The sequence below is a fragment of the Streptosporangium sp. NPDC006013 genome (assembly GCF_040614275.1).
Classification (GTDB): domain Bacteria; phylum Actinomycetota; class Actinomycetes; order Streptosporangiales; family Streptosporangiaceae; genus Streptosporangium.
On the sequence record NZ_JBEXUE010000041.1, the window covers coordinates 1 to 22,154 of the forward strand.

At 66.0% G+C, this 22,154-nt stretch carries 23 protein-coding genes, 1 tRNA gene and 1 pseudogene; 14 read left to right on the forward strand and 11 right to left on the reverse strand.

From position 1 onward, the window contains the following. Window positions 1-1,534: 1,534 nt before the first annotated feature. Window positions 1,535-1,753, forward strand: a complete 219-nt coding sequence (locus ABZ260_RS09200; protein ID WP_355614799.1) for a hypothetical protein — start codon at window positions 1,535-1,537, stop codon at window positions 1,751-1,753. A gap of 180 nt (window positions 1,754-1,933) precedes the next feature. Here ABZ260_RS09200 and ABZ260_RS09205 read toward each other — a convergent pair whose 3' ends face one another. Then, complete coding sequence (locus ABZ260_RS09205) at window positions 1,934-2,311, reverse strand: hypothetical protein (protein WP_355614802.1); 378 nt, start codon at window positions 2,309-2,311, stop codon at window positions 1,934-1,936. A 134-nt stretch (window positions 2,312-2,445) separates the two neighbouring features. Then, window positions 2,446-3,417, reverse strand: a complete 972-nt coding sequence (locus ABZ260_RS09210) for a YafY family protein (protein WP_355614805.1) — start codon at window positions 3,415-3,417, stop codon at window positions 2,446-2,448. A 98-nt stretch (window positions 3,418-3,515) separates the two neighbouring features. Here ABZ260_RS09210 and ABZ260_RS09215 point away from each other — a divergent pair, with 98 nt between their 5' ends. After that, on the forward strand, window positions 3,516-4,673 hold the full coding sequence (locus tag ABZ260_RS09215; RefSeq protein WP_355614808.1) for an epoxide hydrolase family protein: 1,158 nt from the start codon (window positions 3,516-3,518) through the stop codon (window positions 4,671-4,673). A 315-nt stretch (window positions 4,674-4,988) separates the two neighbouring features. Further along, window positions 4,989-5,492: a hypothetical protein gene (locus tag ABZ260_RS09220; RefSeq protein WP_355614811.1), complete on the forward strand. Its 504-nt coding sequence runs from the start codon at window positions 4,989-4,991 to the stop codon at window positions 5,490-5,492. Between the two features lie 361 nt (window positions 5,493-5,853). Here ABZ260_RS09220 and ABZ260_RS09225 read toward each other — a convergent pair whose 3' ends face one another. Next, window positions 5,854-6,090, reverse strand: coding sequence for a hypothetical protein (locus tag ABZ260_RS09225; protein WP_355614814.1), 237 nt, complete (start codon window positions 6,088-6,090; stop codon window positions 5,854-5,856). Beyond that, window positions 6,087-6,779 carry a hypothetical protein gene (locus tag ABZ260_RS09230; protein ID WP_355614817.1) on the reverse strand — a complete coding sequence of 231 codons (693 nt, stop codon included), beginning with the start codon at window positions 6,777-6,779 and terminating at the stop codon, window positions 6,087-6,089. The genes ABZ260_RS09225 and ABZ260_RS09230 overlap by 4 nt, the downstream gene beginning before the upstream one ends. 1,202 nt (window positions 6,780-7,981) lie before the next feature. On the opposite strand from ABZ260_RS09230, the gene ABZ260_RS09235 reads away from it, so the two are divergent. From ABZ260_RS09235 to ABZ260_RS09245, 3 genes are all read left to right on the forward strand, one after another. Next, window positions 7,982-8,452, forward strand: coding sequence for a hypothetical protein (locus ABZ260_RS09235; protein ID WP_355614820.1), 471 nt, complete (start codon window positions 7,982-7,984; stop codon window positions 8,450-8,452). Window positions 8,453-8,774: 322 nt separating this feature from the next. Beyond that, complete coding sequence (locus ABZ260_RS09240; RefSeq protein ID WP_355614823.1) at window positions 8,775-9,284, forward strand: helix-turn-helix transcriptional regulator; 510 nt, start codon at window positions 8,775-8,777, stop codon at window positions 9,282-9,284. Between the two features lies 1 nt (window position 9,285). Then, the gene (locus ABZ260_RS09245; RefSeq protein ID WP_355614826.1) at window positions 9,286-10,107 is read left to right on the forward strand and encodes an integrase; all 822 of its coding nucleotides are present in this window, start codon (window positions 9,286-9,288) and stop codon (window positions 10,105-10,107) included. A 39-nt stretch (window positions 10,108-10,146) separates the two neighbouring features. On the opposite strand, the gene ABZ260_RS09250 is transcribed toward ABZ260_RS09245, so the two are convergent. Continuing rightward, window positions 10,147-10,722, reverse strand: coding sequence for a hypothetical protein (locus ABZ260_RS09250; protein ID WP_355614829.1), 576 nt, complete (start codon window positions 10,720-10,722; stop codon window positions 10,147-10,149). A 473-nt stretch (window positions 10,723-11,195) separates the two neighbouring features. Between ABZ260_RS09250 and ABZ260_RS09255 the strand changes: the two genes are divergently transcribed. Further along, window positions 11,196-11,453, forward strand: coding sequence for a hypothetical protein (locus tag ABZ260_RS09255; RefSeq protein WP_355614832.1), 258 nt, complete (start codon window positions 11,196-11,198; stop codon window positions 11,451-11,453). Beyond that, a complete protein-coding gene (locus ABZ260_RS09260; protein WP_355614835.1) occupies window positions 11,450-11,776 on the forward strand; it encodes a hypothetical protein in 327 nt (108 codons plus the stop codon). The genes ABZ260_RS09255 and ABZ260_RS09260 overlap by 4 nt, the downstream gene beginning before the upstream one ends. A 135-nt stretch (window positions 11,777-11,911) precedes the next feature. On the opposite strand, the gene ABZ260_RS09265 is transcribed toward ABZ260_RS09260, so the two are convergent. Then, window positions 11,912-12,001, reverse strand: a tRNA-Ser gene (locus ABZ260_RS09265). Between the two features lie 271 nt (window positions 12,002-12,272). Next, window positions 12,273-12,836: a YceI family protein gene (locus tag ABZ260_RS09270; RefSeq protein ID WP_355614838.1), complete on the reverse strand. Its 564-nt coding sequence runs from the start codon at window positions 12,834-12,836 to the stop codon at window positions 12,273-12,275. Between the two features lie 102 nt (window positions 12,837-12,938). On the opposite strand from ABZ260_RS09270, the gene ABZ260_RS09275 reads away from it, so the two are divergent. Beyond that, window positions 12,939-13,430: a MarR family transcriptional regulator gene (locus ABZ260_RS09275; RefSeq protein ID WP_355614842.1), complete on the forward strand. Its 492-nt coding sequence runs from the start codon at window positions 12,939-12,941 to the stop codon at window positions 13,428-13,430. Window positions 13,431-13,609: 179 nt separating this feature from the next. On the opposite strand, the gene ABZ260_RS09280 is transcribed toward ABZ260_RS09275, so the two are convergent. After that, on the reverse strand, window positions 13,610-14,116 hold the full coding sequence (locus ABZ260_RS09280) for a SigE family RNA polymerase sigma factor (protein ID WP_355614926.1): 507 nt from the start codon (window positions 14,114-14,116) through the stop codon (window positions 13,610-13,612). A gap of 306 nt (window positions 14,117-14,422) precedes the next feature. On the opposite strand from ABZ260_RS09280, the gene ABZ260_RS09285 reads away from it, so the two are divergent. Both ABZ260_RS09285 and ABZ260_RS09290 read left to right on the forward strand, forming a co-directional pair. Beyond that, a complete protein-coding gene (locus ABZ260_RS09285) occupies window positions 14,423-15,373 on the forward strand; it encodes a hypothetical protein (RefSeq protein ID WP_350914093.1) in 951 nt (316 codons plus the stop codon). A 5-nt stretch (window positions 15,374-15,378) separates the two neighbouring features. After that, the gene (locus tag ABZ260_RS09290) at window positions 15,379-16,218 is read left to right on the forward strand and encodes a MauE/DoxX family redox-associated membrane protein (RefSeq protein WP_355614845.1); all 840 of its coding nucleotides are present in this window, start codon (window positions 15,379-15,381) and stop codon (window positions 16,216-16,218) included. Between the two features lie 216 nt (window positions 16,219-16,434). On the opposite strand, the gene ABZ260_RS09295 is transcribed toward ABZ260_RS09290, so the two are convergent. Together ABZ260_RS09295 and rplK are read right to left on the reverse strand one after the other, a co-directional pair. Continuing rightward, window positions 16,435-17,616 carry an ATP-binding protein gene (locus tag ABZ260_RS09295; RefSeq protein WP_355559738.1) on the reverse strand — a complete coding sequence of 394 codons (1,182 nt, stop codon included), beginning with the start codon at window positions 17,614-17,616 and terminating at the stop codon, window positions 16,435-16,437. A gap of 390 nt (window positions 17,617-18,006) precedes the next feature. After that, complete coding sequence (gene rplK / locus ABZ260_RS09300; RefSeq protein WP_355614865.1) at window positions 18,007-18,432, reverse strand: 50S ribosomal protein L11; 426 nt, start codon at window positions 18,430-18,432, stop codon at window positions 18,007-18,009. A 53-nt stretch (window positions 18,433-18,485) separates the two neighbouring features. Between rplK and ABZ260_RS09305 the strand changes: the two genes are divergently transcribed. From ABZ260_RS09305 to ABZ260_RS09315, 3 genes are all read left to right on the forward strand, one after another. Continuing rightward, window positions 18,486-19,388, forward strand: coding sequence for a MerR family transcriptional regulator (locus tag ABZ260_RS09305; protein ID WP_355614872.1), 903 nt, complete (start codon window positions 18,486-18,488; stop codon window positions 19,386-19,388). 56 nt (window positions 19,389-19,444) lie between these two features. Beyond that, complete coding sequence (locus ABZ260_RS09310) at window positions 19,445-20,233, forward strand: M15 family metallopeptidase (protein WP_355614875.1); 789 nt, start codon at window positions 19,445-19,447, stop codon at window positions 20,231-20,233. A 355-nt stretch (window positions 20,234-20,588) separates the two neighbouring features. Beyond that, entirely contained in the window at window positions 20,589-21,605 is a 1,017-nt protein-coding gene (locus ABZ260_RS09315; protein WP_355614878.1) for a TerC/Alx family metal homeostasis membrane protein, read from the forward strand. 102 nt (window positions 21,606-21,707) lie between these two features. Here ABZ260_RS09315 and ABZ260_RS09320 read toward each other — a convergent pair. Further along, window positions 21,708-22,088 (reverse strand): annotated as a pseudogene (locus ABZ260_RS09320) (VOC family protein); the annotation flags it as partial. Window positions 22,089-22,154: the final 66 nt, after the last annotated feature.

Sequence of the window (22,154 nt, forward strand, 5' to 3'; positions counted from 1 at the left end):
GCCGGGATGTCGAAGGGAGGTCGCACCGCAATTTGGTAGCGCTAACATGGCGCCTCTCCCATGAGATGCGCGATGTGGTCAGACCTGGGTGACACCACACTCCCAGGTCACGCTGTGTCCGCCGCTCTGCCTTCGCGCGTGAGGCAGAGCGGCCGGCCAACCTCGAAGAAAGGCGCTATGGAGAAGGGTCGAATCCCTACCGGGATAAACCTCTATCGGATGTCAGCCTCGTCGAGGCCAAGGGAATCGCCAGCGCGACCTCCATCAGCACGTTTGTCGCCAGCTGTCGCTGCCGGAATGCGACACTGCAGCCGTCGACGATTGATCATCGAACGGGGCCATTCCCCCCGAGGGCTGGGGCCAGACAGACGGGTCCAGAAAGTTTCTACGTTGAACGACCGCAGCAGCGGTTTGCGTGTGGGCGGCGCGGGCCGAGACCGGCGCCCACGCCGCACGCTCGGGCGGTGTTCGGGCTGGTCTTGGGCCGCTTGGACCGGGTGCGCAGGCCCTCGACGCCCTCGGCCAGATAGCGGCGAGTACGCCTGTCGGCTGCCCCTGTAGTAGCGGCACGTCAGCGCGACGCTGCCCGAGACCTCTTCGACGTAACGGATGATGGCCAGGCGCCGCCTGGCCTCACGATCCAGTGGGGGTTCGGGTTGGACATAGATGGTCTCCGTAGTGGCCGGAGACCCGGGTTTCAACGATGTCTGTCAGTTTTAGACCCACGTGGCCGGCGCGTTGATGCAGGACGCGAGCACCCGGATGGGAGCCGCCCTCTGGGGCGATGGGTGAGAACTGCAACTAGGGAGCAGCCACCATGGTCCGACATGACCTCGATGATGCGTGCCGTTCCGCAGGGTGACCGCCGCGGGGTCATCCCCTCCTTGATCTCCCATGGCCGAGAAACCCGCTTGTCCATATGATCGCCCAATGTCTGATGGAAAGTGCACCCACTGTGGCCACCAGGGTCTGGAGCCGGGCTTCCTAGCCGACCATAAACAGCCCGGCTTCGGCGTCTGGGTGGAAGGTGAACTGGAACGGGGAATACTCGGCGGAGCCAAGCTGATGGGTCGCCCCAAATGGCTGGTGGACGCCCGTCGCTGCCCGCAGTGCTACCACTTGGAGCTCTTCGCCAGTCGCCAACTGTAACCCGTAGCGGACGCGGAAAATCGACTAGAAGTCCAGAAAGATCAAGCCAGGCCGGGAAGCGGTCCCCGGCCTGGCCTTCTTCGCTGGAGCAGGTGACGAAAGAACCCGCACTGATGAGAGCTGCTGGGCCTGCTGCCCTGAGCTGGAAAAACGGGGGTGCAGGTCAGGGGTGGTCGAGTCCCCGTGAGGCCCCCTGAGTGACCGTGGTTCCCCGCCTGTTCTGGCACGCGTCTGGCACGCGATCAAACTCGATTCCTGGGGACGGTGAGCATGGAGCGGTGTAGATGGCGCGTGAAAACCGACCTTAGGCCGACGGCCGGGCGAAGTCATCGATGGACGCAGTCTGCAAGATCAGGCATGCTGGTTCCCCCACACGGAGGATCAGATGGAGATCGGGTTCACCGAGGTTCTGCTCTTGCTGGTGATATGGGCCGTTCCGGCCGTGCTGGTGTTCTTCTTTCTTTACTGGGCGATCCGCCTGGCGATCAGACATGAGAAGCGGCGGGTGCCGAGTCCCCAAGAGATCCTGACTCAGGAGCGACGGGAACGTATGGCGGCGGAGCGTGCCGATCACTATCGCACTAGGCGGCGCCGGCCCGAATGAGTAAGCGCCCGAAGGCCTTTACCTGGTCCTTGGTGATTGGAGCGGGTGACGGGAATCGAACCCACGCTGTCAGTTTGGGGAGTGCATGGATCATGGCTCGTAGAGACGCTGAGCTGTGCTTCGGGCTGGTCGCGAGTAGCCACGGTGAATCCTCTGTTACTGAGACCAATGGCATGGTGATCACGACCCTGAACTCTGCTGGTCAATGGATTCGGCGATCGTACGGAGTCGTCGGATCTCGCTGAAGATCTCCTTGTCGGTGAGTACGGAGATGATCGTCAATCCTTGCGGGCCGCCTGGCTCTCTGTGAGATTTCCCGAGGGTGTGGCAGAGCGCCGAGCGTAGTTCGCCAAGCTCTTGTTGGAGTGCGTCTCGCTGAACTCTGCGTGTCGCGAACTCGACGCCCGTGGGTGTGCGCTCTCCTGCCGCGTCCTCCGCCGTGGTGATGTCGATGTCTTCGACCCGTACGTACTCATCGCCGGGGCGAACGTCGATCACTACGGGAGTGTCGTCGGGAAGACCTTCGAGGTAGTCGAGGAGCTGTCGCACAGCGAGCATGACCGCAGGATTTCCAGGGCGGGCGCACTCGATGAACCGTGGCCAGCCACGCTCCCCGACGGTCCCGGACCGGTTGGTGACATGCTCTGTGGATCGGGCAGAGGCGGGCGTGGTTCGCTGTCACTGCCGTCTGGCTAGGGGTGCGTCGGTTGCTGTGGCGTCCTGATGGCTCGGGTGAAGCGGGTGCCCAGCTCGAGGACGTATGCGGCGAACTCTGGTGGGCCCAGGACTTCGAACTCGGCACCGATATTGCCCAGGGCCTGTGTCGGCCAGTCGAAGGAGGTCGAGGTCATGGTGAGCCGGCACCTGCCGGTGTCCACAGGCTCGATCGCTCCCCATTTTCCGACCTCCTGCTGTACCCGTGCCGCCGGTGCGTGCACGAGAGCCTCGACGGTGTAAGGGGCGGGGGCGCCGGTAGAGGTCCGGACGAACGCCGCGACGTCGTCGGCGGGCAACTGGCGCGGGCGGAAACGCGTACCGGTGGTGTTGGGCGAGGTGAGCCGGTCGAGGCGGAAGCTGCGCCAGTCATGGCGGGTCAGGTCGTAGGCGACCAGGTACCAGCGGCCGGTGGAGGCGACCAGCCGGTGCGGCTCGACCTCGCGCTGAGTAGGCGCGTCGCCTCTGGCGGCGTAGTCGAACCGTAGCCGCTCCTGGTCGCGGCATGCCTGGGCGACGACGGTGAGCAGGCCCGCTGCGACAACCGGTCCGACCGGGGAGGCGGGGACCGTCATGGCTCGTAGCGCGTCCACTCTGGCCCGTAGCCGGGGCGGTAGGACCTGCACGAGCTTGGCGAGGGCGCGGACAGACGCCTCCTCGATCCCGGTGATCCCGCTCTGTGCGGCCTTGCTCATACCGACCGCGAGTGCGACCGCCTCGTCATCGTCGACCAGTAGCGGGGGCAGCACGGCGCCCGGTGCTAGCTGGTAGCCGCCGTCGGTGCCGCGTGCCGCCTGTACCGGGTAGCCGAGTTCGCGGAGCCGGTCGACGTCGCGGCGCAGGGTGCGTTCGGAGACGCCGAGCCTGTTGGCCAGCTCCGCGCCGGACCAGTGCCGGTGGGCCTGGAGCAGGGAGAGCAGCGTCAGGGTGCGTGAGCTGGTGTTGGCCATATCGCCATCTTGCCCGGACTTCCGGACAGAAAGTGACCGGAAGCCTGAATAGCGTGTTCATCAAGGCCCTGATCGACGAAGGACTAAGGACAACTCACATGAACGACGACGTACGGTTCGAGCCGTTCCGCATCGATATCCCGCAGGCCGACCTGGACGACTTGAACGACCGGCTGGCCCGCACCCGCTGGCCCCGGCAGCTGCCCGGCGGCGGATGGAGCCGGGGCGTCCCAGTCGACTACCTCAAGGACATGGCCGAGTACTGGCGCACCGGCTACGACTGGCGTGCGCAGGAGGCCGAACTGAACCAATTCCCGCAGTACACCACCACGATCGATGGGCAGCGGGTCCACTTCCTGCACGTCCGCTCTCCCGAGCCGGACGCGCTGCCGCTGATCATCACCCACAGCTGGCCGAACTCGATCGCCGAGTTCACGCGCGTCCTTGGCCCGCTCACCGATCCCCGCGCCCACGGCGGCGACCCCGCCCAGGCATTCCACGTCGTGGCGCCCTCGCTCCCCGGTTTCGCCTTCTCACGATTTCCCGAGCCGGCCGACGACAGGCCCTGGAGCATCGAACGCGTCGCCCGCACCTGGGCCGAGCTCATGCACAGGCTGGAATACCAGCGCTATGGCGCCCACGGCAACGACGCCGGCGCCATGACCACGCCGCAGCTCGCCGCCCTGGCCCCCGAGCACGTGATCGGCGCGCACATCACCGGCGGGCTCGGCATCCCCACCGGCGACCCCGCCGACTTCACCGGCCTGACCGAGACCGAACAGGCCGAGCTCGCGAAGATGGCCGAAATGATGAACTTCGGCAGCGGCTACGGACCCTACCTGGCAGCCCGGCCCCAGACCCTGGCCTACGGGTTCACCGACTCCCCGGTCGCCCAGCTCGCCTACATCCTGGAACGGTTCAGGGAGTTCGACGAGATGACCGGCACCAGCCTTCCCTTGGAGGAGTACCTCGACCGTGACCAGTTCCTGACCAACGTGAGCCTGTACTGGCTGACCGGCACCGGCGGCTCGTCGTCCTGGACCTACTACGAGGGCGCGGCGGGCATGCCCATCGACCAGACCGACATCCCGACGGGGGTCTCGCACGGTGGCCCGGCGCCGATCCGCAAGATCGCCGAACGCAAGAACAAGATCGTTCACTGGTCGGACGGCCACAGTGCCAGTCACATGGTCGCCATGGCCGACCCTGACGGCCTCGTCGCCGATGTCAGAGCCTTCTTCGCCAAGGTCCGCTGACCACCGTGCCAGCCACGACGCACTCGTTCCCGGAGAGGAGCAGCGTGAGCACCTCCGCGAGGTGGTACGAACTTGGCCGAGCGAGGTGCTGGAGACGTCACCGGGCGCTTACGAATGGCGGCGCTGAACAGCTGCTCTCTTTGAAATCGGCAGTCTTTCACTGGAGGCCGAGAAACATACGGGCAGAGCTCTGATACATGCTCTGCCCGTGCCTCAGTTAGCGGCCCTCTGGTCATCCCGGAGCCTGAGTGCCCCCGCCGGAGGAAATGGGGTTGAAGGGGCGGCAATTGTCGCTGGACCGGTACGGTTTTGGCCATGCAGGTCACCTACCGTCCACGTTGGTCGCTCGCCTTTTTCTCTGGCGGAGTCGGTGCCATCGTGCTCGCCGTCGTCTATGGCCTCCTGGCCATCGCCCTTGGCCTGCCCGAAAATCTGACGGCCGCGGTTACCGTGGCCGTGAGCGTGGTGTACCTGCTTCTCATCGTGATGAGGGTACGGCGCCGAAGTCTGACGGTCACCGAGGAGGGGATGATCGCTCAGAGAGATACCTTCAGGGTTGCGGTGAACTGGGTGGACTTCGTTGACGTGCAGCCCAAACGCATTGGTGGCCTGTACCCGGTCGACGTGATGACCTTCAGCGTCGGTGCCGTGGAGCCGATGGACGTGAGAGGCCGTCGCCGGAAGGCAGTTCCCCCGAAAGTCCACACGATCGGTGCCGATCGACGGATTCAGGTAGGCGTCTACGCCCCTGATTGGCGGACGGGGCCGATCGGCGAGCTGGTCGCGCGTCACTCCTCACCGAGCGAGGACGTCGAGTAGGAATCGGGGACGTCTCGCCCTGACGTGGCAACTACGACGCCTTTAGAGATCAAAAAAGCCCTCTCCTTGAACCTCGGGAGAGGGCCTCTGAACTGCGGAGGCTCGGGGATTCGAACCCCGGACGGGCGGTAAACCCAAACCGCATTAGCAGCTCGGGAGGTCGGCGTTCAGGGCGGTCCCACCTGGACCAACGCCCCTAACCGGTCTTCCTGGAACGCGCTGGTGCGGCGGTGAACTGCACCCCGAGCGGGCTCGTGACCTGCGCGGATACGCGCCCCTCTCCCTGCCACCTACGAACTCTGCTCTTGCCCCTGCTGATGAGGAACCTGCGGGTATCGCCCAAGGCACGGCTCACCAGCCGTCACTGCCAGGCCCGCTCCACGGCCAGCAGGCGTGCGGCCTCCGTCTCGGTCGCGTCCCGGACCGTCAGCAGTTCGCCGTCCTCGTCGAGCACGGTCACGATCGCGGAGACCAGTACCTCGTCGCGGGAGCCGTCCTCACTCTCGATCCGCCGGTCGACGCCGAGGACGCCAGGCTCGTTCTCCCTCACCGGCCGCCAGAGCCGGGCCCGGCAGGTCGCGCCGGTGTTGGCTCTCAAGGGGCTCCGAGGATCTTCCGCGTGCCGCCTGAGGATCGTGAAGGTGGGTGCAGTGTCGGGATTGAGCTGCCTGGCGATCCGGGCACGGGTCCTCCTGAGGGGGCCTCCCTGTCCTCGCTGTTGGGATCGTCGGCCGTGTCGGGCTCTGGCAGGTCGGGCTGACAGCGCAGAGTCGGCCAGTCTGTGGCGGGAACGTATGCGGACGGCCGGGGCGCCGCCGTCGTCCTCTCCGGCCGGGCATGCAGGACGGGGTCGAAGACGTCCCGGATCGGCCAGAACCGTAGCAGCACATGCTCGGTCTGCGGATCCTCATAGAACTCGTGGCCTCTGCCCCAGACGGACGGGACCCGGTAGGTGCGCAGGCCGTACAGGAAGTACGAAGGCCCCAGCAGCAGCCGGTCGGGCCACGCCTCGCTTCCCACACTGACGATTCCCGAACCGGTGAGGTAGGCGTTCTCCCAGGTCAGCACCCAAGGAGCATCAGCCACCGGTGGTTCGGCGTCCCAGATCTCCACGCGTACATCAGCTTTACCGTGAGTGATGTCGCATTCGATGTCCAGGTGGTTCGACACCCTCAGGTGTGGATGGGAGATCGCGGAATCGTCCAGATACGGCCCAAAGTTTCCCACATAGAAGTGTCCGTACTCGACGTTGTCCTCATAGTTGATCCTCCGCAGCACCTCTGCCACCGGTCGTCCTCCCGACGAGTGCAAGCTCATAGGAGGACCGACGGTAAACCTCAGGACCGACAGACCTGAGAGACTTTCGGGACCGGAGCATGACTACTAACGGCCCGGGCCCGGTTCAAGAGACGTAGGGGCTGGCTTGGAGACCTGCAGAGAGCCGATAGCGCCCCCGTGATCTCCACTTCGATCTGCTCTCCCTATGGGTGAACAACAGCCGGCTATCGCCCGGACCCTCATGGCGGGAGATCGAACCGAGACCGGAAACCAACGGCTTAGTCGATTTCAGATTTAGCGCCTGACCGTTATCGCTATGATTTCGATTTATGGACGAAAGAAAGAGCACCGTCGCTCAAAGTTGCTGGTCGGGCTGTGATGCCCTTGCTGAGGCGTGCCATGTGTCGGATACTGGATGCGCCGATCGATGTGGACTAACCCCACGGAAGGACCGGACGGTATGGCTCGTCGGTGCAAGTCATGTGGGGGCAGTGTCGAACTGCCAGACTGGGGGCGCTCTGTCAAGTCAGCACTTGGCGCCGCATTTTCGGGCCAGCTGTTTGGCACCCTTGGTAGGTCCGCCACAAATCGCGAGACTTCCGGAACGTACACCGAAATGTGGTGCACAAATTGCGGAGATTGCTATTTTAATTGCAGCTTGTGTGATGGAATATGGCGCCGCAAAGCGAAGGTCGAGCTCGGGGATTATATAAACTGCAAAAAGTGCGGAAGCCTGCTTAAATATTAGCAGCAATTAGGGCGCTTGCGCCGATGGACCCTTCTAGGGCCTCGCCAAATCCTGCCCCTGTGGCCCGTAAGCCGCCGCGAAAACTTATTATTGATCTTTAATTCGTGATGTTCAATGAAGCGATCTCAGCAAGATCAATAAGGGCGGTTGTGATTCGATGCCTTCAAAGCGACGTCGGCGACATGAATCGGGATGGATCGCGATGCCCCCTTGTTCCCCGGCCCTACTGGCACGCGAGTGGCACGCCTCGAACGCCCCAAAGCCTCTGGGTGGGCCGGGCTGAGGAACGAAGTCCCGGTCCGTCGATCGCCCCCAGCCACGTACCGCGATTGACCACAACCAGGCGATCGTGAGGGCGGTACCAGTCGCGGCGATGTGACGTCACCGGACATAGACGGAACCGAGCTGGAGAGGTGGGGCCATTGGACTTCTACTGAGGGCTTGCCGGCTCCATAATCACTGCGTGTCCAAGATGCCGGTGTGGTCTAAGTTGGCGCTCGTCCTGATGGTGCTGGCACTGGTGGCCAAGGTCCTCACGTTGACCTTCTGGACGGGTGGCACCGTACGCGAACTACTTGACTGGGTGTTCATCGTCATCGGTGTTCTTGCCGTGGCGCCCTACCTGGGAGCCGGTGTGTGGGGGCTGGTCAAAGCACGCAGGCAGGAGTATCCCAAGCCCTTGCCGGGGGAAGCAGTCGATGGACCGCGTAAACGCCTGATGATGTCCTCGGCGCTCCGGCTCTTCGTTGCCCTGATGGGGCTGTTCGCGATTTCCGGGACTCTCAAGTCGGTTATCGGGTCTGGCCGGTACGGAGCCGGGCCGTTCGGCTGGGGCGTGGATGTCCTCGGGCTTCTCCCCGTGATCCTGTTTTTCGCCGCGATGGGGATCTCTGTGGTCACTGTGGTGTGGGCCTCGATGAGGTCGAGCAAGTAGGGAGCGAGCGGCTGGCGCAAGGTCGCAGGTGCCGGAAGAGCCGCGAAACGTTGGGCCACTGACCCGATAAACCTGTAGGCGGCGGGGCGGCCTGCGCACGGTGCGTTGGTAGGCACGGCGTGGACGTGGTGCGGCGGGCGGCCCGATTTCCGCCGTCGTTCGGGACCGGCGCCCACGCCGCACGCCCAGACGGCGGGCGGTGAGAGGGCCGTGCGGCGGCGCGCCGCGCCGTCGCCTTGATAATTGATTGACCCTCGGTCGGCCTGCTTAGGCGAGTGGTAGAACGCTGGGTGTGGAGGATCGACGGGATCGACTTCGGGCGTTGGGCGAGTTGCTGCGTCGGCTACGTAAGGATGCCGGGCTGACCGGTAAGGATCTGGCGTTGCGGGCTGGAGTGGCTCAGCCGACGATCTCGCGGATCGAGACGGGGCAACTCCTTCCGGTTCCGGAGACGGTTGATCGGCTTGTTGAAGCGCTGGACCTGGTCATCCGGTGGGAACGCGACGACCTCGGCTGGCTGCTGCGCGACACCCGTACCGGTGTCGCTTACCGCTCGGGCACCCAGGTCGTCCCGGAGCAACCGACCGACTCCGCCTATCTCGGCCGGCTCCCCCGGCCGGACGGCAACGGCACCTTCCTCGCCATCGCCGGAATCCGCACCAACGGGTCCCTCGGCGTGGTGGATCTGCTCACCTCGGAGATCGCCACGATCTGGGGACAGGTCGGAGACCAGCGTTTCTCCACCGTGGTCAGCGTGGAATACGACCCCGACAGCGGGGAACCCGTCCGAACCAAACTTGACAGTCCGCTCTATCGACACGAGGACGACTGACATGCGGCTCACTCTCGCCACCGAACCCGCCTATTCCAACCGGCCCAACGAGGACTTCATCGGCGCTACCCCTGATGCCGTCGTTCTCCTGGACGGCGCCGGCACCCCTGCGGATCTGGAATCGGGCTGCTCCCACGGCGTCGCCTGGTATTCGCACACCCTCGGCTCGACTCTCCTGGCCGGAATGACCCAAAGCGCCGACTCCTTGTCCACGATCCTGGCCGCGGGGATCAAAGCGACAGCCTCGATGCACGACTTCTGCTGCGATCTCTCCCATCCCGGCTCACCTTCGGCCACCGTGGTCATGCTCCGTCGTACGGCCGACACCCTGGACTGGCTCGTGCTGGCCGACTCCGTGCTCGTCCTCGACATCCTCGATGCCGACCCCATGGTCATCTGCGACGAGCGGGAAGCCCTGACCGGTAACCGCTACCGGGATCCGATGAACGCCGCTGCCGGAGGGAGTTCGGAACACCTTCAGGCCCTGAGCCGCTACATGGAGGCCATGCGCGCGCACCGCAACATCGACGGGGGATTCTGGGTAGCCTCGGTCGATCCACTGGCCGCGGAACAGGCACTGACCGGAACAATACCGGTCGACCGGGTACGCGCCGCCGCCATCCTCAGCGACGGAGCATCCCGACTCGTCGACCTCTTTCACCTTGCCAACTGGCGGCAGGCCCTCGACCTCCTCGACGACTCCGGCCCCGAAGAACTCATCACCCAGGTCCGCAAGGCCGAACACAGCGATCCGAACGGCATCCGGTGGCAACGCGGCAAGATCTACGACGATGCCACCGCTGCCCTGTGGATGTTCCGCTAGCCCGCTTGCCAACTGGAGGTGGGTGATGCGATCCGACTTTCACAGATTGACGCGCAATTCTGAAGACAGGCGAGCCGCACGTCGATCCGTTGAAGGCTGCATCTTCATCAGCAGCCAGTAGATTCCTCGCGGCCGGCTGACCTGTGCCCGTTCATAGTCCAGCATCGCGAACACCGTTTCCTTGCCGCACACGTCGGCGACTTTCCGGTCGCAGGCATAGATGTATCGCCTGGTTCGCACAATCGCGTATGCAGCCAAACAGGTCAGCAGGCAGATCTCCATCACCAACGGTGGCGAGTCCTCGACGAAGGAGAGCGCCAGGCCGATGCCAACACCCACGACCATGATCACCAAGCAGTGAAACACCGTCATCAACAACACCTTCCCGTTCGATCCTCTCCGTTCAAAGGCCGCGACAAGGAAGGCAGAGGCGGCGTACTGGACGGCTTCTGGCAGATCCTTGAACGCAGGGCCGATCACGATCTGCCGGCCACCTGTCTGTTTGACCATGCACTCGACCCCCTGCGGGGTCTTCCCCTGAACAACAGCAGGCGACTCGATACCGAACTTCTCGCTGAGTTCCGCGATGTGATGGCGTATTTCGTCAATGTCCACGCACGACATCGTGGCCAGCAAAAATCTCAATGGCGTCACCGGCAGACTCGGCGGCATCGCCCCGAACGAATCGCACCCATGAGATCGACATCGCACGCGCAGGTGTAGTCGCCGCCTACGTGGCCCACCCAATGGGCTATCCAGGACGCCGCGAAAGCTCCGGTTCGCGTCCATGGACAGGGGAGCCGGTTCAGCGACACATCGCCTACCCCCCTAGACGGTCCGGCTATCGGCCTTCATCTTCTTCTGTAGAGCCTCCTAGACAGTTCTTCGGAGGCCAATGACCGCCACTGTCTAGAGGGGTAGACGAAAGGAAGAACACCTGGCCATCCAAGGCCCCATCCCCGTCCGTTTCGAGCAGGTCTTCCCGCACGGCTGCTTCATCGTCGGCGAGGTCGAGCAGGTCAAGGACTTCGACGCCTCGTCCAAGGGCCGCACCGTCTACGCCAAGGACAAGAACACCGGAGAGCTGGTTGGATGCTGATCCGACCGTCAAGGCCGGCCAGAAGACGGTGGCGGTCAAGATCCTGTCTCCGGTTCAGCCGATCGTTCCGGCCGCACTGCCGGGGTTGCCGTTCGTGCCGGTGGAGTTCGACGGTATGACCGCCACCGCCTACGTCGCCCAGAACACCGGACGACTGGCCTGGTCCATCCGAGCCACCGCGATGCGCCCTCCCCGCACCACGGCGGCTCCGGTCAAGGCTTCGGCCGGTAAGGACGTGGCCGCGTGAGAGAACACCCGCCCTACACCCGCGCCGTGGTGACCCTCGACGAAGACGGCACCCGGCTCGACACCTCGTTTCGCACTCCGTACCTGTCGGTCACGGTGCTGGGCGCCAAGGGCGGGCGCCCGTTCCTGCACCTGTCCTCCCGTGAGGCACAGGTGATCATCTCCACCACCGGCGGCGGACCGGTCACCGAACGGGACGTGACCCTCGCCCGGCAGATCACCGAAGCAGCCGCACGCTACCTGGCCGACCGCGAACGCCTGCACACCGAACAGTCCACCAACCCCGACCAGGTCGACGAATCCGAGCAGGGCAAGGCGGCCTGACACGAAGTGCCGGGGAACGGCTGGCCTCCGCGCTCTGGGGAAAATCCTGAGCGTTGCAACCAGGACTGCAACTACAGCACCTTTAGAGATCAAAAAGGCCCTCTCCCTGAATCTTGGGAGAGGGCCTCTGAACTGCGGAGGCTCGGGGATTTGAACCCCGGATGGGCGGTAAACCCAAACCGCATTAGCAGTGCGGCGCCATAGACCTGACTAGGCGAAGCCTCCTGGTAACCGTTCGGCTCAGGACAGAGTACCGGCCATCCGGCGAGGCGGCAAAGCGGTTGGTGATCACGTCGCGGGCAAGGGTTGGGCGAGAGTTGTCCACAGGCGGTGGATAACTTTCGCCGACCCTGTGGACAAACCAGAGAGTCCCCAGCTGGGCACGGTGGGAATCCTGTGGATTCCCGCTTTATGAGACGCTATATCTCAACAGGCGGACGCACTGAGGCCCCTCGCCGCCCGAAGGGACGGGAGGGGTCCCGAGTGGTGGCGGAGATCAGGCGGCCGGGTTGGCCTCGCCCTCGATCTCAATCTTGATCTTCTTGCCGACCAGGACGCCGCCGGTCTCCAGCGCCTGGTTCCAGGTCAGGCCGAACTCCTCGCGGTCGATCTCGGTCGTGATCGAGAAGCCCCAGACGTCCTGGCCCCACGGGTTGGTGCCGGCGCCGCCGTACTCGACGGTGAGCTCGACCGGCTTGGTGACGTCGCGGATGGTGAGGTCACCGACGAGGGTGAACTCGTCACCGGAGTGGCCGACGACACGGGTGCTACGGAAGGTCAGCGCGGGGAACTTCTCGACGGAGAGGAAGTCGTCGCCGCGCAGGTGGCCATCGCGGTCCGCGACGCCGGTGTTGATGCTCTCGGTCTTGATCGAGAGCTCCGCCGAGGAGTCCAGGGGGTTCTCGGCGATGGTGACGGTGCCGGAGAAGTCGCCGAAGTGACCGCGGACCTTGCTCACCATCATGTGCTTGACGACGAAGCCGATCCGGGTGTGGGCGACGTCCAGAGCGAAGGTTCCGGCGGCCGGGATCTGAAGGTTCTCCCAGGTCCGAGTGGTCATGCTGTGCTCCCGATGAGAAGGTTGCTGAGTAGATGATTGCAGCAACAGATTTCTACACGAGGAATATTCCTCCCGTCAACTACCTTCGGATAGAGTGTGAACGTGATCCCCTTTGATGACTCCCGGCTGACGGCGATGGGCCTCCTGGCGGAGGTCTACACCGGCATCTCGGCCAAGACGCATGAGTCCTTTGCGGCCGCGGGGCTCTCAGAGATCGACTTTGAGACGTTGCTCAGGTTGGCGCGCTCACCGGGGCGACGGCTGCGGATGAGCGACCTGGCGGCGCAGACGAGCCTGTCCACCAGCGGGATGACCCGGGTCGTCGACCGGCTGGAGCGCGAGGGGCTGGCCATGAGGCAGGCGTGCGCCACCGACAGGCGGGCCTCCTACGCGGTCATCACCGAGGCCGGCGCCGACCGGCTCAGCGGCATCCTCCCCCGGCATCTGATCGACATCGACACCTGGTTCACCGGCCTGCTCTCTCCCGAGCAGCTCAGCGCCTTCCTCGACACCCTCAGAACCATTCGCGACGCCGTACGGCCGTGTGCCACCGCGGGGGCGGAAGCCGAGTCCGTCCCGTCTTGCCATGGCTAGAACCGCGGGATTCCGCCCCTCACCGGGCGGGTTGCCCGAATCGAATCGGCTGTCCCAGGAAGGTCTCCGGTCGACGTGCGGGAATACCGGTTCAGGAGCCGTCCCGCAGAACGTGCTGTAGCGAGGACTCGCAAGGAGAACGTGGCGAGACCCGCCTGACCGCGGTGGGCAAAAAGGGTCTAGACCCGATGCTCCAACTCCCGCGGTTCGGAGAGCGTGAGGTCGCCGCGGAGCTTGGCCATCCCCCGGGAGACCGTGCTCTTGACGGTCCCGACGCTGATGCCCAGGGTCTTGGCGATCTCCGACTCGGTCATGTCCTCGTAGTAGCGCAGGACGACGGCGGTCCGCATCCGGGTGGGCAGCCGGTCGAGGGCCTGCTCGACCCGCTCGGGCAGGTGGGGGCCGCCCGCGAGCATCGGCTCGGGAAGCTCCTCGGACGGATACTCCTCCAGCTTGCGCCGCCGCCACCAGGAGATGTTGATGTTGACCATCGTCCGGCGCACGTAGCGGTCCAGGGCGGCGTGGTCCTGGATGCGATCCCAGGCGAGGTAGGTCTTGACCAGTGCCACCTGCAGCAGGTCCTCGGCGTCGCTCGGATTCCCGGTGAGCTGGTAGGCGGCACGCAGTAACGCCGGGCCGCGAGCAACGACATACTCGCGGAACTCCTCGTCGGTCCCGCCGGCCACCGCGATCACCAGCCTGTGCTCCAGGTGCGTATGGTGGTCAGAATCGCAGCCCGAACCCATACTGCGGCTGAACCGAAATCTATGTTTCATCCCATCAACGGTAAAGATCGGCTTCGATGGGCGACGGAGCACGCAAGAGATACTAGATAGCGGTTTGTCATCGAGTGGACACCAATGCGTTCTACCGAGGAGGGGAACTGTAGTACCTGGTTGGACACCTGCCGTGATTATTGGTGGAGCGGACAGCGGGACTCCGCGAAGCGTGTGACGCTGACTGCGACACCTCGCAGAACCTGGGGAGCGACGATGCCCTATCTCAGCGCCGATCGCCGCCGCGCGCTGGCGGCAGCCGCGCTTGGCCGGGCGGCGCAGGAACCCGGCCCGCTCCCCGTCGAAGGTGAGTCCTTCCACTCGGTCAGCGGTGCGATCCTCGACGTCAGCCCGCACCTGATCGTCATCGACACCCCGGACGGCCACGAGGAGCGGCTCGTCATCGCGCCGTGGGCGACCGCCTGGCGTGGCGAGGCCGTCACTCCGGCCGACCTTCCCGTGGGCTCCAATGTGATCATCAGAGCGCTGCGGGCCGGCCGGGTCGTGGACCGGATCTGGGCGGACATCACCAGGATCACCGGTGTGATCCAGTCGATCGACTCGGAGGGCAAGGACCACTCCGTGGAGCTGTACTGCGGACCGCACCGTGGGCGGCGCACGATCGTCATCCCCTACCGCGCCTCGGGGCGCCTGCGGGTCAGGCATCCGCAGTTCGAACCCGGCTACCTGTTCGACGCCATCGGGGTCCGCGAGGACGGCGTGGCACAGGCTCGACTGCCCGCGACCTCGCAGCCGCCCTACCGGTGGAGGGCCGTGCCGACGCCTCCGCCCGGCTACAGCGGCATGCAGTCGCGGATCTCGGGCACGGCCACCTGGTCGGACACCTTCGACTGCGGGGAGCAGGGGGTGGCCTACCCCATGTTGGAGCGGTCCGATACGGCGTGCGACGACGCCGGGGTGTCCTGCACCGGGCTGCCGTACCTGTCGCTGGGTTCGATGCTCAACGTACGCAACGTGTGCGCCGGGCGGACCTCGGTCCTGCCGATCGTGGCGTGCGGCTGCCTGGCCGGCCGGTTCTGCGACCGGTGCCTGGAGTGCGGCACCTCGCCTCGCGGCCGGATTCTGGAGCTGTCACCGAGTTCCTTCGTGGAGCTCGGTGGAGACCTGACCGCCGGATGCTTCAACGCCAGACTTGGAATGGGGTGACACGGATGCTGACGACGATCGCCGCCGAACAACTGCCGGTCCTGCTCCTGCTACTGGTCGCAGGTACGGTCGCGAAGGTCTGGACCGTCGCGCGCGAGGCCGAGCCCGGCATGCTGAGCAGGCTGGGGCCTGCCGTGCTGGTGCCCGAACGCTGGCGTAAGCACATGATGCTGATCTGCGCGCTCGGCGAGCTGTTCCTGGCGTGCGGCCTGCTGGTGAGTGGCCAACCGTTCTTCCGGTGGGCGGTCGTCGCGTTCTTCGCGGTGTCCACCTATGTCCTGTGGGAACTGCGGCGCCGACGCCCGGACGCGGGATGCGGATGCTTCGGCGAGGTCAGCTCGGTACCGGTGGGACGGCGATCGCTGGGCCGCACCATGGTGCTGACGGCAATGTCCGCGGGGCTGCTCCTGACTCCGGAGGTCTCCGGCTGGGAGGCGATCGCCGGCATGACGTGGACGCACCTGCCTTACATGATCGCCGGTCTGCTGGTGCTCGCCGCACTCTCGCCGGAGATCGAGGAGGCGGTCGCCAGGCTCCGCTACCGGGCCCCCTGTGAGCAGCGCCGCTTCGACCCGGCCACCGCGCTCGGCCGACTGCGGTCGAGCACGGTCTGGCGCTCGCACACCGGCCGGCTGACGAGCACGGAGCCGGTCGACAGCTGGCGGGAACTGTGCTGGCGGTTCTTCGTCTATCCGGGACAGAGCCACACGGGCGAGCCCGTCGACGTGGTCTTCGCGGTCTATCTGAGCGGACGCCATCCAGCGGTGCGGGTCGCCATGGTCGGCTCCGACGGGCGTCCGGTGGAGACCACGCCTCTTCCGGAATCTCTGCCGGTATCGGCCTGATGCTAGAGGGCCCTAGATTCCTCTAGGCCCTGTCCCTGGGATCCGTTGCCCATCGTGGTCAGGTGGCGCCCCCGTGAGACACCACCTGACCGAACCTCGGCACAGCAAGATCCGCAGGGCAGCACGATTGAGCTCTATATGGCTCTCTAGCTTCCCCACTAGAGAGCCATATAGAGAGCTAGGAGCTCCCTCACACTATATCGAACAAACGTTCGCTCAGACCGGTTGGGATCGCAGGAACTTTCCGAAGTGCGGCACGGTGAACGCGATCAGCCCTCGCTCCGCGCTGTAGATCAGGCCTTTCTTGATGAGGCTGTCGCGGGCCGGGGAGAGGCTCGACGGTTTACGGCCGAGCCCTTCGGCCACCTCGGCGGTGGCGACGGGCTCGTCGCCGATGGCGGCCATGGCGTGCATGTAGTCGCGCTCGGCGGGAGTGGCCCGCTCGTAGCGGCTGCCGAAGAAGCCGACCGCGAGCTCCTCCTCCGCCTCCGGCGCGGAGACCCTGATGTCGTCGGCGGTGATCGGGCTGCGCAGCGCCAGGTCCCAGGCGACCTTGCCGTACGCCTGGACGAAGTAGGGGTAGCCGTCTGCCGCCACGTAGAGGGCGTCGAGGGCATCCTGGGTGAACTCCACGCCCTCACTCTCCGCCGGGGCGATGAGCGCCAGGTCGGCCGCGTCGCGGTCAAGACGGTCGATCCTGGCATAGCGGAAGAGCCGCTCGGAGTAGCTCTTGCTGGCCGACAGCACGCTGGGTAGATGTGGCAGCCCCGCGCCCACCACGATCAGCGGGCCGCCGCTCTGGGAGAGCTCGTGACAGGCCGCGCAGAGCGCCGAGACGTCGGGAGCCTGCACATCCTGCATCTCGTCGATGAACAGCGCGATGCCGACGCCCAGATCGGTGGCGACCCCGGCGGCGTCGACGAACAGCTCGGTGAGATCGATCTCCAGATCCCCGGAGTCGGCACGCCCCCGCCCCGCGGGCACGTCGATCGCGGGCGACCAGTGCGAGGTGCCCTTGGCCGCGGACGGGTCGCGCATCGCGAACGCCTTGAGCACGCCGAGGAACTCCTCGATGCGCTCGGGCGCCCGGTGCCTGGGGGCCAGCTCGCGGATCGCCATGTGCAGGGCGGCGGCCACCGGACGCCGGATCGACTGGTCGGGTCTGGCCTCGATCTTCCCGGTGCCCCACAGCCGCTGCATGGCCATCGATTTGAAGGTGTTGAGCAGGACGGTCTTACCGACGCCACGCAGCCCGGTGACCACCATGCTGCGCTCGGGGCGCCCTCGGGCCACCCGCTCAAGGACGATCTCGAACTGCTGTAGCTCACGGTCGCGACCGGCGAGCTCTGGGGGGCGCTGTCCGGCACCTGGAGCGTAGGGATTGCGCACGGGGTCCACGCTCTCGGACTTTATGACGGGATATAGCGGTCGGCTTAGATTTCCGTAGAAAGAGCTACGGCGTGTCGCACCGCGCTCCACCGGCACCCGAGGAAACGGAGCGTGTGTCGCGAGCATCGCCATGGCACACCCCTTCACCTGGGCGGACGTCAGCCCGAACCCGTGTTCGATCCCGTGCCCATGACTGTAGCGCGGGTTCGAACACAGGCGCGATACGTTTCGATGAAAAGCCTTCCCAAGGAACCCGGGTTCCCGTGCCAAGCAGCTACAAATCCGGGCGTAAGCCACGCGAGCGCCCCGTCACGGGTAGAGACCCCAAGGCTGCTCCGGTCTCAGCGAACGGTCGACGGGCCAGGCTCCCGCCAGGAGGCGCTCACCGCCCATGAGCGTTCAGTCGCGAACGGTCAGGCCCATCGAGCGCGCGGTGCCGGCGACGATCTTCTCGGCCTGGTCCAGGTCCGCGGTGTTGAGATCGGGCATCTTGCTCCTGGCGACCTCCCGCAGCTGCGCGCGGGTGATCGTGCCCGCCGCCTGATGCCCCGGGCGGGGGCTGCCGCCGTCCAGGCCGATCGTCCGGCGGATCAGTGAGGCCGTGGTGGGCATCTTGATCGCCAGTTCGAACGAGCGGTCCTCGAACACGGTGACGACGACGGGGACCACGAATCCCCGCCGATCCTGCGTGGCGGCGTTGTACCGGCGGCAGAACTCCATGAGATTCAGCCCCAGCGGGCCGAGGTCCTTGCCCACCGCGGCGGGACCGGCCTCGCCGGCCGGAAGTTGGAGCTTGGCGGTCCTGTTGACCTTCTTCTTCGACATGTCCGGCAAGCTAAAGTCTCCTGTTACTGGAGGCTCAACGGAATAATGACCACATGAGCTACACGATCGGACAGCTCGCCAGACTCTCCGGTCTGCCGGTGAAAACGATCCGCTTCTACTCCGACATCGGGGTGCTTCCCGAACGCGGCCGCACCCGGAGCGGCTACCGCCTCTACGGCGACGAGGACCGTGGCCGGCTGGAGCTCGTCAGGGCGCTGCGCGAGATCGGCGTCGACCTGGCGACCATCAGGTCACTCGGCGACCGTGACCTGGGCGAGGTGCTCTCCCTGCATCTCCGTACGGTCGAGGCGCAGATCAGGTCACTACAGCGAACCCGTGCGGTGCTCAGGGCCACGCTGGAGCGGGACGAGGTGTCCGACGACGATCTGCGCCGGATCAACGCCCTCGGACGGCTCGGTGCGGCGGAGACGACCGCACTGGTGAACGAGTTCGTCGACGAGGTCTCCGGCGAGAACCCCGCCAGGCGGAAGTGGCTCGCCGGTCTGCGCCCGGCCATGGTGCCCGACCTACCCGACGACCCGGGCATCGAACAGCTCGACGCCTGGCTGGAGCTGACCGAACTGCTCTCCGACGACGACTTCCGCGCCTCCCTCCGCGAGATGGGCGGCGAGTTCTGGGAGAAGGCCGGCGAGCTCGATCCGACCACCTGGCACGAGGCCAACACCCTGATCATGGAGAGAGCGCTGGCCGCGGTGCGCGACGGCGTGGCCCCCGAGTCGGAGGCCGCCGCACCCGTCGTGGCCGGGATCCTCGCGCTCATGGCCGACGCGCAGGGGCGCACCCCGGAGTCGGTCGTCCGGGACTACACCGAGCACGACCCGCGCGCCGAGCGATACTGGGAGCTGGTGGCCGTGGTCAACGGCACACCCTGGCCGCCGGAGTCCGTGATCGCCCATGGGTGGATCGCCGCCGCACTCGCCCGTCACCTCGGGTAATTGATCAATTACAATGAACTATTGTCGCTTTTGTCCGTTTCGATGGGAGGCAGCACGTGGCAAGATCCAAATTCACGACCCGTACCCGGGCGGCGCTCGCGATGACCGTCGGCTGCCTGGCGGTCGCCTCCTGCGGCACGGCCATCTCCCAGCCCACATCGGCCCAGTCCACGTCGGCCGCGCGGCCGACGTCGTCGGCTCCCGAGCCGACCGCCGCGACGACGACACCGACGATGACACCGGAGCCCGGCACCGCGACACCGACCCCGACAGGCCCGCCGAAGTTCTCCGCGAAGATCTCCCCTGTCACCCGCCGGCTGCTCGAACACTCCTGGCGGCCGGGCTGCCCGGTCCAGCTCAGCGACCTGCGGCTGATCACGATGACCTACTGGGGCTTCGACGACAAGCCGCACACCGGCGAGCTGGTGGTGAACAAGAGCGTGGCCGACGACATCGTCTCGATCTTCCGGCGCCTGTACGACTGGCGCTGGCCGATCAACAAGATGGAGCTCGTCGACGTCTACAAGGGCGACGACTTCGACTCGATCGAGGCCAACAACACCTCGGCCTTCAACTGCCGCCCGGCGACGGGATCGAGTAGCTGGTCCAAGCACGCCTACGGTCTGGCCATCGACATCAACCCGCGCGAGAACCCGTACGTTTCGTCGAACGGCTCGGTGGCGCACAGCAACGCCCGCAGGTTCGCCAAGCGCCCGGTGCAGGCCCCCGGCGTGATCAACCCGGGCGACCGGGTGGTCAAGGCCTTCCAGGCGAAGGGCTGGGAGTGGGGCGGCTACTGGTCAGGCATCAAGGACTACCAGCACTTCAGCAAGGGCGGTGGCTGAGGCCCAGGCCCTGGTTCGACGTCTCGTCCCCCCGTTCCCGCCGCCGTGATCGCCCGGCCGGTGCAGGTGGGGCCGCTCCGCCAGGCCTCCCCACGCTCGGGGGCCGTGTTGCCGATCGGGGTGCCGGACGGCGGGTGCTCCCCTCCCCGTTGATTCCACCATCCGTGCGATCAGGCCCCGACGGCAACCCGGGGTAGAAGCCTGTCCAACAACTGCCCTACTCTGGGACGACGAGGGGAGTACTTCCCAAGAGCCGACCCGGTCAGTACGGACGTTTCATAATGTCCCCGGGCGGCCACCTGCTGCGTGCGGGTGAAGGAGACCTCGAACGGCCAAGCACGTTCGAGGAGGCTTCATGCCCACCGAGGCATTCCTGTCAGCAGTCAGTCTTGAAACGATCGGTTCGCCACAACTGTGGATCATCACCGTGGCCGCTCTGCTGCTGCTGCTCGCCGTGGACTTCATGCTGACGCGGCGACCGCACGAGGTACGGATGCGCGAGGCGGTGGGCTGGTCGGTCTTCTACCTGGCACTGCCCCTGGCCTTCGGCGTCTATCTGTGGGGGGTCTTCGGGTCCGGTGTGGCGGTGGAGTTCTTCACCGGCTACGTGGTGGAGAAGTCCCTGTCGGTGGACAACCTGTTCGTGTTCATGCTGCTGCTGTCCGCCTTCGCGGTCCCGGTCGCCCTGGCCCAGCGGGTCCTGCTGTACGGCATCATCGGGGCGCTGGTACTGCGGGCGATCTTCATCGCCCTGGGGGCGGCCGTCCTGCAGAGCGGCACCTGGGCGTTCCTGCTGTTCGGCGGGATACTGATCGTCACCGCCGTGAAGATCATGAAGGACGCGCTGGGCGGGAAGGAGCAGCAGGTCGACATCTCCTCCATGCGCACGGTCCGGCTGCTACGGCGCTTCATGCCGGTCACCAACGACTATCGCGGTTCCCACCTGGTCGTTCGTGAGGGCGGCCGCCGCGCCCTGACCCCACTGGCGCTGGCCATCGTGGCCGTCTTCGCCACCGACATCGTCTTCGCCGTCGACTCGGTGCCCGCGGTGTACGGCGTGACCGAGGACCCCTACCTCGTCTTCGCCACCAACGCCTTCGCCCTCCTGGGCCTTCGCGCGCTCTACTTCGTCCTCCTGGGCGTCCTGGCGAAACTGCGGCACCTGAACCACGGACTCGGCATCATCCTGGCCTTCATCGGGATCAAGCTCGTCCTGCACTGGGCGCACGGCGTCTGGACGTGGGTCCCGGAAATCCCCACTCCGGTCTCGCTGGGGGTCATCGTCGCGGTCCTGGCCACCGTCACGGCCACAAGCCTGTACGCCAACCGCCTCGACGCGAGGGTCGCCTCCGCACCCGCCGAACGCGGGTAGCCGGGCGAAACAGGCTCGGGCGCGACGGCACCCGGGCGAGGAGACGACCACGGGGCCGCGCGGCGGACGTCCGGGCCTGACCCGGTCATCGGCCGGCCAGGCTCAGCCGTACGCGGGCGACACGCGGGGCTGGAGCAGATCCCAGCGGTTGCCGTACAGGTCCCGAAAGGCGGCGACCGTGCCGTAGGGCTCGTGCCGTGGGGCCTCCTCGAAGGTGACGCCCGCCGACAGCATCCGCTCGTGGTCGCGGGCGAAGTCGTCCGTGTGGAGGAACAGGCCGACCCTGCCGCCGGTCTGGTCGCCGACGCGGGCCTCCTGCTCGGGGCCGTCGGCGCGCGCGAGCAGGAGCGCCGTCTCCCGCGCGCCTCGCGGGCGGACGGTCACCCAGCGTCCGCCCTCACCTTGAGGCGTGTCCTCCAGGAGCTCGAAGCCGAGGACATCGACGTAGAAGGCGATGGCCTCGTCATAGTCACGCACGACGAGCGTGGTGAGCCCGAGGTGCGGCTTCCCGAGCGGTCCTGCCCTTTCCTGGAGCCATACCGGCCCTCC

What these genes read in the sequence shown, in the direction of transcription:
- rplK (WP_355614865.1), bottom strand. Translation starts at nt 18,432, where the DNA reads ATGTCGAAGAAGAAGGTCAACAGGACCGCCAAGCTCCAACTTCCGGCC.
- ABZ260_RS09245 (WP_355614826.1), top strand. Translation starts at nt 9,286, where the DNA reads ATGCGGCTCACTCTCGCCACCGAACCCGCCTATTCCAACCGGCCCAAC.
- ABZ260_RS09205 (WP_355614802.1), bottom strand. Translation starts at nt 2,311, where the DNA reads ATGCTCGCTGTGCGACAGCTCCTCGACTACCTCGAAGGTCTTCCCGAC.
- ABZ260_RS09305 (WP_355614872.1), top strand. Translation starts at nt 18,486, where the DNA reads ATGAGCTACACGATCGGACAGCTCGCCAGACTCTCCGGTCTGCCGGTG.
- ABZ260_RS09220 (WP_355614811.1), top strand. Translation starts at nt 4,989, where the DNA reads ATGCAGGTCACCTACCGTCCACGTTGGTCGCTCGCCTTTTTCTCTGGC.
- ABZ260_RS09215 (WP_355614808.1), top strand. Translation starts at nt 3,516, where the DNA reads ATGAACGACGACGTACGGTTCGAGCCGTTCCGCATCGATATCCCGCAG.
- ABZ260_RS09315 (WP_355614878.1), top strand. Translation starts at nt 20,589, where the DNA reads ATGCCCACCGAGGCATTCCTGTCAGCAGTCAGTCTTGAAACGATCGGT.
- ABZ260_RS09285 (WP_350914093.1), top strand. Translation starts at nt 14,423, where the DNA reads ATGCCCTATCTCAGCGCCGATCGCCGCCGCGCGCTGGCGGCAGCCGCG.
- ABZ260_RS09270 (WP_355614838.1), bottom strand. Translation starts at nt 12,836, where the DNA reads ATGACCACTCGGACCTGGGAGAACCTTCAGATCCCGGCCGCCGGAACC.
- ABZ260_RS09210 (WP_355614805.1), bottom strand. Translation starts at nt 3,417, where the DNA reads ATGGCCAACACCAGCTCACGCACCCTGACGCTGCTCTCCCTGCTCCAG.
- ABZ260_RS09290 (WP_355614845.1), top strand. Translation starts at nt 15,379, where the DNA reads ATGCTGACGACGATCGCCGCCGAACAACTGCCGGTCCTGCTCCTGCTA.
- ABZ260_RS09200 (WP_355614799.1), top strand. Translation starts at nt 1,535, where the DNA reads ATGGAGATCGGGTTCACCGAGGTTCTGCTCTTGCTGGTGATATGGGCC.